Consider the following 16,044-nt stretch of genomic DNA (forward strand, 5'->3'; position numbering starts at 1 on the left):
ACTCAACATGTTCAGTAAGCAAGGGATAAGTTATTGATCCTTATATGTTTATCTTGGAAGATAAACATATAATTGCTTTCATTGGCTGTAGTTTGGTGCCCTCAATTTACAGATAAACATATACACGGCAGCACCGGTGCCTGACTATTAGCGCGAGAGAAAATCCAGAGGATGAAGGACCCATTTGATAGTGTAGATTTATATCTCCCGAGAAAACGTCTGTTGTGATCACAAACTTGTTGGTATGTATATTAGCCAATTTGAAAGCCCATCCATCCCGCAAAACCCGGTCAATTTTTTTCGTATTTAGCCTTGGTGATGGTGTCAAATTCAGTTTCCTGCCCACTGTAGCGCTGATTGCGCCGTCCTATTCCCCAAGAACGGCTTTCTCTGGATGCCTGATTCGTTGCCTTTTGCAGATAGTATCCGCTCACCCTCACCGGCGTGATTTCAACGCAACGAATCCGCCTAGTGCACAGGTTGTTGGGCCTTGGGATGGTGGTAACGAAACCAGCGCGGACGATGCCGCAAAAGCTGCAGAACTTACAACTGTCTGAGATCGGTCGCGGCGCAGGGAAGTGTGTGATGGCGAAGGAGACCGGGTGCCGGCAACCTGAACCAGAGACGCCCGCGTCGGAATCGGTCGTACCGCTGGAATGGGAGGCAGCGCCGGTCCGGCAGGAAGATTTCATCAAAGAGTTGTTGGATTAGTGACTATCAATTGGCATCCACCGGTCGCCATCATGCGTTTATGGGTCTAGAGGCCTACGAGCATTCTCGGTGAGAACTTCCTTAGAATGCGCTTCCAAACTTACCATTCGTGGTTTCGTAACTTGAGAAAATGTTTAGAGTTCGGACAACAATGCGTTTCGAACAAGTAGCCAACCTCTCACACGGATTGCCTGTATTTTCGAAAACGGCAACAATCTTTAGTGGCGAAGGTTTCTGATGAAAGCGTTTGAATTTGATCAACAGTTGATTGCCGCATATGAGCACTTTTCGCGTTCATTCAGCGCAATTCGGGCGCCCGACCTGAAATCCGAGATCGACGCCCAGTACGACGCCGGAAAATTCTGGCCTGATGCCCTATTGTCTCTAAATCCACGCTTCATGGCGGGGCCGACGGTTGATGAACTCGTCGCCACGGGTGATCTCGACGACGGCACGGGCAAAGTTTTCCGGTTTGGCACCACACCTCTTCGCTTTCACCGGCACCAAGCCGAGGCCATCGCGAAGGCGAAGCAAGGAAAGAGTTATGTCGTCACGACCGGTACGGGTTCGGGGAAATCCCTGTGCTTTTTCGTGCCGGTTGTCGACTCGATCATCCGCGCGCGGCGCGCAGGAAAGCCGCGTCGCACGACGGCAATCATCGTTTACCCCATGAACGCGCTGGCAAACAGCCAAATGAAGGAGATCGACAAGTTCATCGCCGGTTCCGGTTTGCCCGATGAGCTCAAGCCGGTGGTCAAACGTTACACCGGTCAGGAAAGCCGTGAAGAGCGGGAGCGCATCGCGGCCAATCCGCCCGACATTCTCCTGACGAACTACATGATGGCAGAATTGCTTCTGACGCGTCAGGACGACCTAGACTCGAAAGTCGTCTCGAACGCGTCCGGTCTCGAGTTCATCATTCTCGACGAACTCCATACCTATCGCGGGCGCCAAGGTGCCGATGTCGCGGTCCTCGTTCGACGCCTGAGGGACAGGTGTTCGCCTGACAAGGAGCCAATCTGCATTGGGACCTCGGCAACGATGGCCTCCGAGGGATCGGACGAGAGCCGCGCACTTGCTGTGGCGAAGGTAGCGTCTCGTCTGTTTGGTACCGACATTGGCCCGGACGCGGTCATCGACGAGTCCTTGCAGCGCGCGACCGATGACGCCCTGAAGACCGAGCACGTCCTTGGCTCTTTGAAGACGGCCCTGACTCAGCCTTTGCCGGACGCACTTGATGACGAAACTCTGAAGCGCCATCCGCTCTCGGTGTGGGCCGAACTCGAACTCGGATTGGACGATGGGCTTGAGCTACGCAGAAAGAAGCCTATCCCTTTCGAAGAAGCCGTTGAAAAGCTTTCTCTGGCCAGTGCGGTCGATGTCGAAACCTGCCGAGACTATCTCGAAAGATTCCTGACCCGGGTAAGCCTGCCAGAGCATGAGCGCGGCGGCACGAAGGACGGAGCCTTTCTCGCCTTCAAACTCCACCGGTTCATCTCTGGTGCCGGTGAAGTCTTTACGACGCTCACAGCTAGGCCACGTCGGATCCTTCTTGAAGGGCAGCTCGAAGATCCCGAAGCCCCTGGCAACCGCCTCTACCCCACGCGGTTCTGCCGAAACTGTGGCCAAGAATACCATGTCGTGACCAAGGTCGACGACGATGGGAGTTTGCGTTTTCTGCCCCGAAGCATCGACGACACGCCGCTCGATACCGAGGAAGACGAGGTCGCAGGGTATCTCTGTCCGGTGACGCCCGGCGATACTGACTTTCAGTTCACAGGCGAGCTTGAGGGTTACCCCGAAAGCTGGCGAGAAGAGAAAAACGGCATTGAACGGCTGAGAGGGTATCGCAAAAAGCGTATGCCGGTATCCTACGTCGTGGGTGCTGATGGTCGCCACGGTGCGGGCGGAAACGATTTCTGGTTCATCCCGGGCAAGTTCGCGTTCTGCCTATGTTGCCATGACGAACCGACACAGGGGATGCGTGAGCGCAGCAAGTTGGCGGGGCTCTCCGGCGAAGGGCGCAGCTCGGCCACGACCCTGCTGGTCGCCAGCGCCCTGGAGTGGATGAACAAACCTGGCAGCGGCGTACCCGAGACGAAGCGGAAGCTTTTGGGGTTCACGGATAACCGTCAGGATGCAGCCCTGCAATCTGGCCATTTCAATGACTTCCTGTTCGTAAGCCTGTTGCGGGGAGCCATCCTTCGCGCGGTCATTTCTGCTGGTTCAGGTGGGCTCGCAGAAGACGAGTTCGGCCTGCAGGTGGTAAAGGCCCTCGGCTTTACTGCCACTAACAAAGAGGCGCGCCAGCATTGGCTTCTGGATTCGAATTCTGGTGCCATCATTCGTGAAGATGCCCAGCGGTCGCTCGCAAAGGTTCTCGCCCATCGTGTCTGGACTGACCTGCGTCGCGGTTGGCGCTTCACCAATCCCAGCTTGTCTGTCCTGAACCTGATCGACGTGAATTTCCTCGGCCTCGAGGAAATCTCTGAAGATCGCGAGCGCTTCATGGCAATCCATCCAGCGCTGGGGGACCTCAGCCTCGAGCAGCGGCAGGCAATTCTCAAGGCGATTTTGTCCGCGATGCTCGAGGGCCTGGCTGTTCAGACCGAAGCCTTGGATCTGACTGTCCTCGATGGCGTGGCCCAGAAATCCCGAATGCTGCTTCAGGCACCTTGGGCAATTGACCAAAAGGAAAATCCGCGAGCGCGGTCCTCGCTTGTCCTGCGCGCGGGCAGCAAGAACGTCGTCACGCTGCGTGAAGAACAAACACTTCTTCGGGCAGGTCCCAATTCGCGGATCGCACGGCTCGTAAACCGGAAGTCCATTCTCGGCATGAAGCTGAACAAGGATGAGTACTACGAATTCATGGAAGGGATGCTTGCCTTCCTGAGCGAAGAAGGGCTGCTGGTGCCTGTCGAACTCGATAGCGATGTGACGGGCTGGCGCCTGTCACCATCTGCGGTTCGGCTTGTGCCTGGACCGGCCCTCGATGATGAAACCTACCGCGGCAACCGCTATTTCCACGATCTTTACACCGCGATTGCCAGTGACCTTGGCGGCGGGCGTAGTTCCTACTGGGGGCTGGAGGGACGCGAGCACACGGCTCAGGTTTCGCAAAAGCAGCGAGAATGGCGTGAATGGCGGTTCCGTTTCGAGCAGGACGACATGGACCATCTCGCGACCTCGGAGTACCGAACGGAAATTCGGGCAACCGGCGAGTCAGACCGGTTCCTTCCCGCACTGTTCTGCTCTCCGACCATGGAACTCGGTGTTGATATTTCTGCCTTGAATGCCGTCTACCTGCGCAACGTACCACCTACGCCGGCGAATTACGCGCAACGCGCTGGCCGTGCCGGTCGCTCGGGCCAGGCCGCCGTTGTCGTGACCTACTGCGCCTCGGGGTCTCCGCATGACCAGTATTTCTTCGAGCGACGCAATGATATGGTGGCCGGTGTTGTACGGCCGCCCGCACTCGACATCACGAATGAAGAGCTGGTCCGATCGCACCTACATGCGGTGTGGCTTGCGGAAGCAAAACTGGCGCTTTCTCCCGATATCCCGGAGATACTGGACCTTCATGGGGATAAATTCCCGCTGAAGGAAGACGTTCTGGCGATCATCTCGAAACCCGCGCTGGTTTCGCAAGCAAGGGGACCGATGGCGCGTGTCTTGAAGCAGATTCTGGCGTCCGACGGAGGGCAAACCCCGATCTGGATGGACGATCCAGACGAGTTCGTTCTTCACACGGCCATGAATGCCCCCAAGGAGTTTGACCGCGCCTTCGACCGTTGGCGCGAGCTTTATAGCTCTGCCAGGGCGCAATTGGCCGAGGCGAACAAGCGTTCGGAGATTACTGGGCTCTCGGGAGCCGACCGGCGCAAGATCAAGGCTGCGCAAATGCAGGCCCAGGATCAGATCGCCATCCTCGAACAAGGCAAAGCCTCGAATGGCTCCGATTTCTATTCGTATCGGTATCTGGCAACAGAGGGCTTCTTGCCTGGGTACAACTTCCCGCGCCTGCCGCTCTACGCGTTTGTCCCTGGCGAAGGCAAGACGGGGTCATTCCTTTCCAGAGCCCGCTTCCTGGCAATTTCCGAGTTCGGCCCGCGCAGTCTGATCTATCATGAGGGTCGCGCCTACCGGGTCTTGAAAGCCAAACTGCCGCCCGAGGTGCGTCAGGGCGACGGATCGGAATTGGCGACCAAGGATATCTACATCTGCTCCAACTGTGGCGCATCGCATGAGGGAGAGATCGAGCGATGTCATGGGTGCCACAACCACATGGCGGGTGAGGTCCCCATCAAGAAGACCCTGCGCATCGATAACGTCGAGGCCGCCCCAACTGAGCGCATCACGGCGAACGATGAAGAGCGCGTTCGGCAGGGCTTTGACATCCAGACCGTCTTCTCCTGGCCGAAGAAGGATGGGCAGGTCCAAGTGACCAACGCCAAATTCGTCTGTGGCGACACCTCCCTCTTGGCCCTGCAATACGCCAACAGCGCGGAAATCAGCCGTCTGAACAAGGGCTTGAAGCGCCGAAAGGACCAGACTGTCTTCGGTTTCCACATCGATCCAAGATCCGGCTACTGGGCGAAATCCGACGACGAGGACAGCGACACGGACGTCCCGCCGGACGTGGTCAAGCCGGTTCGCATTGTCCCGATTGTCCGTGACAGAAAGAATGCCCTGTTGTTCCGCTTCGAAAAACCGGAGCAGTACGAGCCCGAGACTATCACGACGGTTCAGCATGCGCTGTTGCGCGGAATCGAAGTGGTTTTCCAGTTGGAAGAAGGCGAAATCCTCGGTGAACCTCTGCCCGCGAGGGACAACCGCCGTGCAATCCTTGCCTACGAGGCAACGGAAGGCGGCGCCGGCGTCCTCACGCGCCTGATCGATGACGGAAAGGCAATCAACGAGGTGGCGAAGACCGCATTGGGTCTGATGCACTTCGAGAATGTGAATGCTGCGATTGCGGCGGGTGATGCGGATTTGTTGCAGGAGAAGAAAGACGGAAGCTGTGTTCGCGGCTGCTATCGTTGCTTGCTGTCCTATTTCAACCAACCGGACCATGAGCTGATCGACCGCTCGAGCTCGGAAGTGGCGCAATTCCTGATCGATCTTGCACGCGGCACTATTTCCCTTGCTGCGAAGCCGACCGCTGGAACGGTGGCATCACCATGGATCGAAGCATTCAGCGCCGCAGGCATTCCCCAAGTCGATACGATGCCTGCGAGCTTTGGTGGACGCGAATTCGAGTTCGTTTGGCGCGCATTCGCGGTTGCCGCAACGACCGCTGACATGACAGCAGAAGCTGAGGCAGACGCGATGAACAAGGGCTGGGTCGTTTTTGGATTGCCTTCGGTTCCGTCGGAAGGACTGCCGGATGGCTTCATGAAGAATTTTGAAGGTTGATATGACGGTGAATTTTACTCCTGGAGACCTTGTCAGAGCGCGCGGTCGTGAATGGGTTGCCTTGCCGCCACCCGGTGAGAGCCTGCTCGCCCTGCGCCCCCTCTCGGGCAATGAAAACGATATCGTGGTTCTTGCTCCGGATCTCGAGCTTACACCGGTAGAAGCCGCTCGGTTCGACCTGCCTGACGATGCGCGCACGACAGTGCAGTCCAAGGCGGCGCTTCTTGCCGACGCGTTGCGACTGACCCTCCGCCGGGGGGCAGGCCCGTTTCGGTCCGCCGCACAGCTTGCTTTTGAGCCTAGGACCTACCAACTGGTTCCGCTTCTCATGGCCCTTCGGCTTCAGGTCCCGCGTCTGTTGATTGCCGACGACGTCGGCATCGGTAAGACCATCGAAGCCGGTCTGATCCTCCGCGAACTGATGGATCGCGGAGAGGTCGATACGTTTTCGGTTCTCTGCCCTCCGCACCTCGTGGACCAGTGGATCACCGAGCTGAAGGATCGCTTCGGGATCGATGCCGTTGCCGTCACCTCCGGGACTGCCGCACGTCTGGAGCGCAACCTCCCATTGGCGCAAACCCTTTTCGATGCCTACCCCTTCACTGTGGTCAGCCTTGACTACATCAAAGCCGAGAAACGTCGGGATGGGTTCGCCAGGGCCTGTCCGGATTTCGTTATCGTAGATGAAGCACACGCCTGTGTAGGGACGCACAAGGGAAAGCAGCAGCGCTTCGACCTGCTCCAAGGCCTTGCACGCGACCCTGAGCGTCGGTTGATCTTGCTGACAGCCACGCCACACTCAGGGGACGAAGATGCGTTCGCTCGGCTGCTGTCGCTGATCGACACGGAATTCGGGACCGTCAACTTCGACAACCAAAAATACCGCGAGCGCCTAGTCAGGCACTTTGTTCAGCGGCGGCGCGTCGACCTGGTCGAGGGGGACTGGGATGAGAACCGCTCGTTCCCCAAGCACGAGACCACCGAATACTCGTATCGCCTGAACGAAGAGCATCGGGCCTTCCAAGAGGCCGTACTTGATTACTGCTTCTCGGTCGTGTCTCGGGCTGGGGACGCGCAAAAGGATCGCCGGCTTGCCTTCTGGGGCACTCTGGCACTGATGCGCTGTGTCGGATCGTCACCCGCAGCCGCAATGAGCGCGTTGCGAAACCGGGCTTCCAATGAAGACAACCGCCTCGAGCAGCAGATCTACGACGAAGATGGCGATGACGAAGACGCCGTGGACATTGAGCCAAACACCGTCTTCTCAAATGATCCCGCTCTCCAAGAGCTACTCGAAAAGGCTAGCGAACTTCTGACGGCCGAAGATCCCAAACTGAACGCCCTTATCAAAGCCCTCAAACCCTTGATCAAAGACGGCGCTGACTCCGTGGTCTTCTGCCGCTACCTCGCCACTGCCGAGCATGTGAAGGAAGGGCTTCGTAAGGCCTTCCCCAAGCTGAATGTGCAAGCCGTGACGGGTGAATTGACGCCGGACGAACGTCGCGATCGCGTCGCAGAAATGGCGGCGGAAGAAAGTGCCGCCACAGATCAACGCATCCTTGTCGCCACGGACTGCCTGTCGGAGGGGATCAACCTTCAACAGCTGTTCGACACCGTGATCCACTACGACCTTTCCTGGAACCCGACGCGCCATCAACAGCGCGAAGGTCGCGTGGATCGTTTTGGGCAACCCGCCGAACTCGTTCGCTCGATCATGATGTTTTCGCCCGACAGCGCCATCGACGGTGCCGTCTTGGACGTCATTCTTCGCAAAGCCGAGGAAATCCGCAAGGCGACGGGCGTGACTGTGCCTCTCCCCGACGAGCGGGGACCGGTCACCGATGCGCTGATGGCTGCAATGATGCTCCGCCGTGGAGGTGGCAGCCACAAGCAGCTGACGCTGGACCTGCAAATCGGTGACGGCATCCAGGTGATGGAGACTCGCTGGCGCGATGCAAGCGAGAACGAAAAGCGGTCACGCGCCCGGTTTGCACAAAACGCCATGAAGCCGAGTGAAGTCGCACATGAATGGGACAAGGTGAAGTCCCTGCTTGGAACGCCAGCGGAAACGCTCGAATTTCTCGAGCGCGCGATGTCTCGGTTCGGGGTGCCCCTCGAGAAGAAGAAAGTACTGCAGTTCGCCCACGTGCATGCCCTTCAGGATAGCCTCAAAGAAAAGCTGGAGCAGCGCGGGCTGAAGGGCTCTCTGAAATTGGCCACTCAGGAACCGGTACCCTCTGGTGCTTCGCTTCTGACCAGAACCCATCCGCTGACATCGTCTCTGGCAGAAAGCCTGCTTGAGGCATCTCTCGACACCGAAGCATTGCCGGATCTGGGCATCGGTCGTGTCGGGGCCTGGCCGAGTGCCGCCGTCACTCAGATGACGCGGGTTGCGCTTTTGCGCATTCGTTACAAGCTTACGGTCCATGCGCGGCGCGAACGCCTTCTGCTGGCTGAAGAGGCTGCTCTTATTGCCCTGGACAGCAACTCGGTGATCGCCTCTGGCAGTGAGGCGCGCGCGCTGCTTGCCTCTCCCGCTACTGCTGATCTCGCGCCTGTTGCCCGCGATCGGATAATCAACACGGCGAAGGCGGCCCTTCCTGACCTGCTGGGCGGCCCGATTGCCGATTTCGTGCAAAAGCGTGCCGCGGAGCTGGTTGAAGACCACGCCCGTCTTCGTGCTGCTGCCGGTTCCGCGTCGCGTGTCAGTGTGGAGCCGATCATTCCCCCAGACGTTATCGGCCTCTTCGTTCTTGTTCCGGGGGAGGTGTAATCATGGCACGCAAACCAATTACCGATATGTCCGCATGGCCGTCGCTAAGCCTCGAAGGCAACCTGATCGCGCCTGCGATGATCGCCAAGATCGATCAGCGCCAGGCACCCGAGCAATCCGCCGAGGAATACGGGGTTCGAAAAGGTCTCCAGATCCGCGAGGAAATCGCCACCGCTTTCCGCGTAGGCCAATCGCATTTTGACGCCTTTGCGAAGATCGAGCACCCCTCGGCCGTAGCAACCTCACGTTTCATCGCGGACTTCTTCAAAGAAACCTTCGGATACACCGACCTCGCGGTGGCAGCGGCACCGATCGCCCTGATCGCGTCCGATCGTGTGCCTGTCGTCGTCGTCCCGCCGTCCGAGCTGCTCGATCGCCGCAGCCCAACGCTTTCGACGGACCGGTCGCGCTCTCCCGCCTTCGCCCTTCAGGACCACCTGAATGATCGGGACGAGGCCCTTTGGGGCATTGTGACCAACGGGATGCAGTTGCGCCTCATGCGCGATAATGCCTCTCTGACCCGCCCCGCCTATATCGAGGCCGATCTGGCGCAGATGTTCACCAACGAGGACATCGCGTCCTTCGCGGCGCTCTGGCTCCTGATCCACCGCACTCGCTTCGGCGCGGCAGATACCCCGGCCACCGATTGCCCTCTCGAACGCTGGCGCGATGTCGGCTCCAAGGAAGGCGAAGCCGCGCGTGATCGCCTGGCCGGTCAGGTCCAGCTGGCTCTCAAACTGCTCGGCTCGGGCTTCCTAGAGGCCAACCCCGACCTCGCCGCGAAACTGCGCTCCGGCGAAGTCAACCTGACCGAGTGGTTCAACGAACTCCTGCGTCTCGTGTACCGCCTGATCTTCCTCATGGTGGCCGAGGATCGGAACCTTCTGCACCCCACCAACGCCAAGACCGACGCGCGCGCTCTCTACGCCCAAGGATACTCCCTCGCAGCCCTGCGCAAGCAGTGCTACCGGGCCGTGACCTGGGACAAGCACCATGACCGCTACGAAGGCGTCAAGATCGTCTTCAAGGCGCTCGCCCATGGCCAGCCACCACTTGCGCTTCCGGCGCTCGGTGGTCTCTTTGCAGACGACCGTCTGCCCCACCTCGAAACCGCCCGCCTGCGCAACAAGGCGTTCATGGAGGCGCTCTACCGCCTCTCCTGGCTCGCCGACAAGACCGGCATGGTCCCCGTCAACTGGCGCGCGATGGAGACCGAGGAACTGGGCTCCGTCTACGAATCCCTTCTCGAACTCCAGCCCCAGCTGGGCGACGACGGCAAGACGCTGCGCTTCGCCTCCGAGGCGGCTGAGCAGAAGGGCAACCAGCGCAAGACCACCGGCTCCTACTACACGCCCGACAGCCTCGTTCAGGCGCTGCTCGACACCGCGCTCGACCCCGTGCTCGACAAGACCGAGGCCGAGGCGAACGATCCCGCAAAGGCGCTGCTGAAGCTGTCGGTGATCGACCCTGCTTGCGGTTCGGGTCACTTCCTGCTGGCCGCCGCCCGCCGCATTGCCACGCGCCTTGCGCGCATCCGGGCCGAGGGCACGCCCTCGCTCGCCGACTTCCGCCATGCCCTTCGCGATGTTGCGCGCTGCTGCATCCACGGGGTAGACCGCAACCCGATGGCGGTGGAGCTGACCAAGGTTGCGCTTTGGATCGAGACAGTGGACCCCGGCCTTCCCCTCGGCTTCTTCGACGCGCAGATCCGCTGCGGCGACGCGCTGCTGGGTGTGTTCGACCTGAAAGTGTTGGAGGACGGCATCCCCGATGCCGCCTACAAGCCGCTGACCGGCGACGACAAGGACGTCGCCAAGTTCTACGACCGCGCCAACAAGGACGCGAAGAAAGGTCAGGGCACGTTTGATTTCACCGGTGGGCGGTCCGATCTGCCCACCGCGCCGCTCTCGGCCGAGTTCTCCGACCTGCGCGACCTGCCGGAGGACACCGTTGACGATGTGGAGGCCAAGGCAAAGGCGTACCGGTCCCTCCGCAAGCAGGACGCCTTCCTGCGGGCGCGGATGGGCTGCAACCTTTATGCGGCCGCGTTTCTGTTGCCGAAGAGCGGAGAAGTGCCAAACGGCGATTCCGAACGGACCGTGCCGACCTCGCAGGATGTCTGGCTGGCGGTTGGTCAGGGCAAAGGCCGCAAGCCCATCATGGCGAACGCGAAGGCGGCGACGCAGGCGCGGGCGCTGCATTGGCCGCTCGAGTTTCCCGACATCATCGCGCGCGGAGGTTTCAACGTTGTTCTTGGCAACCCGCCATGGGAGCGGATTAAGCTGCAGGAGAAGGAGTTCTTTGCCTCACGTTCGCCCGAAATAGCGAGTGCCCGTAACAAGGCTGCACGCGACCGGCTGATCAAGGCGCTGGAAAATTCCGAACCCGGGACCGCTGACCGCGCGCTATTCGATGGTTTTGTCCGGGCGAAGCGAGAGTCGGAGGCGATTGGCGAATTTGTCCGTGTTGCAAATGATGATGGTGGGCGCTTTGCCCTGACCGGGCGGGGCGATGTGAACACCTACGCTCTGTTCGCCGAACTTTTCGCTGATCTCGCGCGGCAACGGGCTGGGGTGATCGTTCCAACGGGCATTGCCACAGATGCCACCACGGCCCCTTTCTTTGCACATTTGGTGAAGTGCAAGCGGCTGGCGCGACTGGTAGACTTCGAAAACTCGAAGCCTATCTTCCCGAGTGTTCACCGCAGCTTTAAGTTCGCTCTCCTGACCATAGGCCATGACGAGCCCGCCGCTCATTTTGCCTTTTTCCTGACCGAGCCCACGCAGCTGGCCGAACCCGAGCGCAACTTCACCCTATCGCCCGCCGACATTGCTGCGATCAATCCGAACTCTAAGACCGCGCCTGTATTCCGCTCCCGTTCAGATGCGGAACTGACAGCGAAGATATACTTGAACTCTGGGGTTCTGATTGATGAGGGAAAACCTGATATCGGCAATTCTTGGGGCGCTTACTACATCAGATTGATCGACTACGGCGATCATTCGTCAGAATTGTATACAGCGGAACGTGCAGCATCAGAAGGTTTCGAACCTAGCGGAGCTGACTGGAACAAAAAATTAGAGGTGCTTCGACCCGTCTATGAGAGCAAATACGTCCATCAATTTGATCACCGTTATGCTCGAGCCGAAGGTTCCGACGGAGTGGAACTTACGTCCCTGAGCGAACGTGAATCAGATTATGAGTTCAAGCCCCGTTATTGGATTGGCTCGAAATTTTTTGACTCCCTAGCGGCCAGAACCGAATTCAAGAAAAAATGGTTCTTGGCATATCGTGACATTGCCCGATCAAACGATAACAGAACATTGATTGCCTCAGCTATCCCGAGGAGGCCCGCTGCGCGCAATCTTCCCGTGCTAGGTTTCGATAACTCCAAACCTGGGCATCTCCTGCTAGCGAACATGAACTCGATGGTTGTCGACTACGTTGCGCGCCAATCGCTAACTGGTGCCCATATGACCTTCACGATTCTCAAGCAACTTCCAATTCTCCCTCCAGATTTCTACACCGAACCCCGCCTGGCCTTCATCACCCCGAAGGTGCAGGAACTCACTTACACATCGCACAGTCTCGCCCCCTTCGCCCGCGATCTGGGCCATGACGGCCCGCCATTCGTCTGGGACGAGGACCGCCGCGCCAATCTGCGCGCCGATCTCGACGCCTTCTACGCCCGCGCCTACGGCCTGACCCGCGACGAGCTGCGCTACATCCTTGACCCCGCCGACGTGAAGGGCCCCGACTACCCCTCGGAAACCTTCCGCGTCCTCAAGGAAAAGGAAATCCGTCAACACGGCGAATACCGCACCCGCCGCCTCGTCCTAGAAGCCTGGGACCGGATGGAGCAGGATGGCACGTTTGCCGCTCTCGGCATGGCTGACGGAGCAACAGCCGTCGCCCAACAAATCGAGCCTTCTCCGCTTGACCAGTATCAGGATGCAGTTTGGGCGTGGCCTCAAGGAATCGATGAGCGAGATAGGGTTCGGGCCCAGCTTCGGGCGATGGTGGGTATCCTGCCGGAACCCTCCGATGTCCGTCGAGTCCGTCTGGCCGCGCTAGCTTGCCTTCAGCCCGCTCTGCTGGATGGGTTCCTGTCGGAAGCGGATCGCCGAGAGTGGCAACGTCTCATGGTGCACTCGACAGGCTTGACTCAGCTTGTGCCGCCAACGAATTCAGCATGGGGCGCGGCCTTCAATGAACTTGTTTCCTCTGCGGTGTTGGATGTCTCATCCGACGGCACACAATGGAGTGCGGGTTCGAAGCTTGATCGATCGACTCTGAATGCAAGCGATCCTGCAGTCGGCCGCGCAATCTTTGCATGGACGAGGCTGGAAGGTGTGGATCTGGAGCATGGACTGACGCAAGTTTCGGCCGAAGTTCTGCCCTTTATTCGGGAGGGCAATCTTGCAGCGTGACCTGTTTCACCCGTCTGAGATTGAATTCAACCTGCCGGAAGGGCAGCAAGGGCCGCGCCTGTGGGTTCGGCGCCTGGCGCTCTGGCAGGATCCTCAGAGCCTGCTGCGCGACATCGAGCTTCGGCGTGGAGTCAACATCATCTGGTCGCCTGATCTTTCAATGAACGAAACAGGTGCCACCCCTCACGGCAGCGGCAAGACCACGTTCTGCCGTCTGATCCGATATTGCTTGGGCGAGCGAACGTTCGCAAACGATGAACAGCGCCCGCTCATGCAGCAAAAATTGCCCAACGGCTTTGTTGGCGCCGAAGTCATCGTTGATGGCGAGTGTTGGGTGGTCACCCGTCCGATTGGCATAAACCTGCCATCCCGCGCCACCCGCGCAGAACGGATCGAGGAGACATTTGACCAGCTTCTGGTCGGCACTGAACCTCCAACGATCGCGCCGGTGATCTCCGACAGATTTTGTGCCCGGTATCGAGATCAGGTTCCGGACAACTTGAAGGCAGAGCAAGTCTGGGACGTCCTGCTGGCTTGGCTCACCCGCGATCAGGAATGCCGTCTGGATGATGTTTTCGATTGGCGTTCTAAGCGGTCCGGTTCGGGATCACCTGCACAGGAGCTTTCACTTGAGACAAGGCTGACTGTCGTGCGCCTGGCCATCGGCGCGCTCTCCGCGGACGAGGTTCAAGCCACGAAGCAGGCCAGAGCGCATACACGCGAGCGCGATAGTCTGCGTGAGAAGCTTGGTCATCTCGACTGGTTCCAAAGTCAAAGGTTCTACGAGCTTTGTGAGCGCCTTTCATACCCCAAAGACCGTGATCCGACTGAAGAGGTCGTTCGAAAGGAGTTGATCGACAAGGCGCATGAAGAGCTTGCGAAGGCCCTCGGCACCGAGCACTCAAAGGGCAATCGCCCCGGCGACGCTCTGCGTGCCAAGCGAAACACTCTGCAATCCGAACGGAACAAAAGCAGCGACGAAAGGGCAGAAAAGAAAGCCACTTTGAACAGCCTGCCGAGTCAGATTGCCGCTGCTCGCGCCGAACAGGGAACCGAGCAAGCGAGACTTGAGACCGGCGTTATTGTCCGTTGCGCAATTTGCCATGTCAGCATCGATGAAGTGAAGGCCAAAGGATGCGGGGTATCATTGCAGCGATGCAACCTTGACGAGGTAAGAGCGCGGATTGAACAAACCGAGAAAAATGTAGCTGAGCTGGAGCGTCAGATACTGGCGCTGCCGGGAGAAATCGAAAAACTCGATCGGGAAATCGCTCGATTGGATGGTGAGATTTCCAAAATTGACGAATCTTTCTCTCAACTCGAACAGCAGGTCTCTGACGCCAACCGGGCTATCAACTACGCGCAGGACCTGGTGAGAGAAGCTAGCTGGTTCGACCGCCAGTTAGGCAAGCGCGTCGGAATCACTCAAAGTTTGGCTGGCGTTGATATGATGCTCGAAGGCCAGCGGCAAAAGATGGGTTTGGAACGAGAGCGCGCTACGGCAACAATAGGTGATCTGGAAACATACTTTCGACAGCTCGTTACGACACTGATGCCCAATGGTTGTACTGGGAAATTGAAGCTAGACGGCAACGGCCTTCATCCCGAGATATTGCTCGATCGTGGCGCAGGGCTTTCAACGGCGGCAGTAGAGTCGTTCAAAATCGTAGCTTTTGACCTCGCAGCCATGATCCTTTCTGTAAACGGAAAGGCTGAACTACCATCTTTCCTTATCCACGACAGTCCGCGTGAAGCGGACCTTGACGCCGGCATTTACTCAAACCTCTTTGATTTCGCGTTGAGCTTGGAAGAAAAGGCAAGCCCGCCGCCATTTCAGTATATTATCACTACAACCACCGCCCCGCCACAAATCACTGCCGATCATCATGCACTAAGGCTGAAACTGTCATCGACTCCTCCTGAGGCTCGGCTGTTTGCGATGGACTTTTGATGATCGAGAAACCTCAATCCTTCGTTACCCGTCAGGAGTGCGAGAAGGTCATGTACCAGAACGGCTTCCGACGCCCCCATGGCGAAGTCGATGGCTGGCAGCGGTACAGTTCGACGACCGCGCAGGGGTCGGTCTGGCTCGGGCGGGAGACTTCTGGCGCGTGGCTCCTCGCGTTAGATCACGCCGGTATTATCGCAGAGATTGGAATTGAAACGTCCGATGCCGCAGGACCTGGCCTCGCACGTTTCCGATTTGCCTCACTGGCACCGCTCTATGCCGTGATGCCAAGGGTTTATGAGCTTGCTGTAAGTCTTCCTGATGCACCACTTCAAGAGTTCCTTCACCGCACGCAAAACTTGCCGTCGACTACAGAAGCGGAACGCCTTGTGGTCCAGCGTGTCGGCCAGAACATCTTTCGTGAGCGTCTGATCAAATACTGGCGGGGGCGATGCCCTCTGACCGGGATTGTCGACAAGCCGCTTCTCCGTGCCTCTCACATCAAGCCATGGCGCGACTGTGAAAACGACGCAGAGCGTCTGGATGTCCACAATGGCTTTCTTCTTTCGGCTCTCTGGGATGCCGCATTCGACAACGGTCTCGTGACCTTTGATCCTGAGGGTATCCCGATCTTCTCGGAACGCTTATGTAAGTTGGCGCAATCACAGCTGCATTATGAAACGCCTATCAAATTGAACGCAAAACATCGAGTATTTCTCGAGTGGCATAGGGACTATGTCTTTAAGGATTAGGAGCATAGCCCCCCG

Annotated in this window: 6 protein-coding genes; all 6 read left to right on the forward strand. The window is 58.4% G+C overall.

Translation table 11 applies throughout. From position 1 onward, the window contains the following. The first annotated feature begins 585 nt into the window (after nt 1-585). The 6 genes from ATO10_RS16690 to ATO10_RS08200 all read left to right on the forward strand — a co-directional run bounded on the left by ATO10_RS16690 (nt 586) and on the right by ATO10_RS08200 (nt 16,029). Entirely contained in the window at nt 586-711 is a 126-nt protein-coding gene (locus tag ATO10_RS16690; RefSeq protein WP_272945291.1) for a hypothetical protein, read from the forward strand. A 237-nt stretch (nt 712-948) separates the two neighbouring features. Continuing rightward, nucleotides 949-6,126 (forward strand): DEAD/DEAH box helicase, encoded by a 5,178-nt coding sequence (locus ATO10_RS08180; protein WP_035250244.1) that lies wholly within the window; start codon nt 949-951, stop codon nt 6,124-6,126. Nucleotide 6,127: 1 nt separating this feature from the next. Beyond that, on the forward strand, nt 6,128-8,899 hold the full coding sequence (locus tag ATO10_RS08185) for a DEAD/DEAH box helicase (RefSeq protein WP_035250245.1): 2,772 nt from the start codon (nt 6,128-6,130) through the stop codon (nt 8,897-8,899). Nucleotides 8,900-8,901: 2 nt separating this feature from the next. After that, entirely contained in the window at nt 8,902-13,329 is a 4,428-nt protein-coding gene (locus ATO10_RS08190; RefSeq protein ID WP_035250248.1) for an Eco57I restriction-modification methylase domain-containing protein, read from the forward strand. After that, nucleotides 13,319-15,280: a chromosome segregation protein SMC gene (locus tag ATO10_RS08195; RefSeq protein WP_035250250.1), complete on the forward strand. Its 1,962-nt coding sequence runs from the start codon at nt 13,319-13,321 to the stop codon at nt 15,278-15,280. The genes ATO10_RS08190 and ATO10_RS08195 overlap by 11 nt, the downstream gene beginning before the upstream one ends. After that, on the forward strand, nt 15,280-16,029 hold the full coding sequence (locus ATO10_RS08200) for an HNH endonuclease (protein ID WP_035250252.1): 750 nt from the start codon (nt 15,280-15,282) through the stop codon (nt 16,027-16,029). Before ATO10_RS08195 ends, ATO10_RS08200 begins: the two co-directional genes overlap by 1 nt. Nucleotides 16,030-16,044 lie beyond the last annotated feature (15 nt).

This window comes from Actibacterium atlanticum (assembly GCF_000671395.1).
In the GTDB taxonomy this organism is placed as follows: Bacteria; Pseudomonadota; Alphaproteobacteria; order Rhodobacterales; family Rhodobacteraceae; genus Actibacterium_D; species Actibacterium_D atlanticum.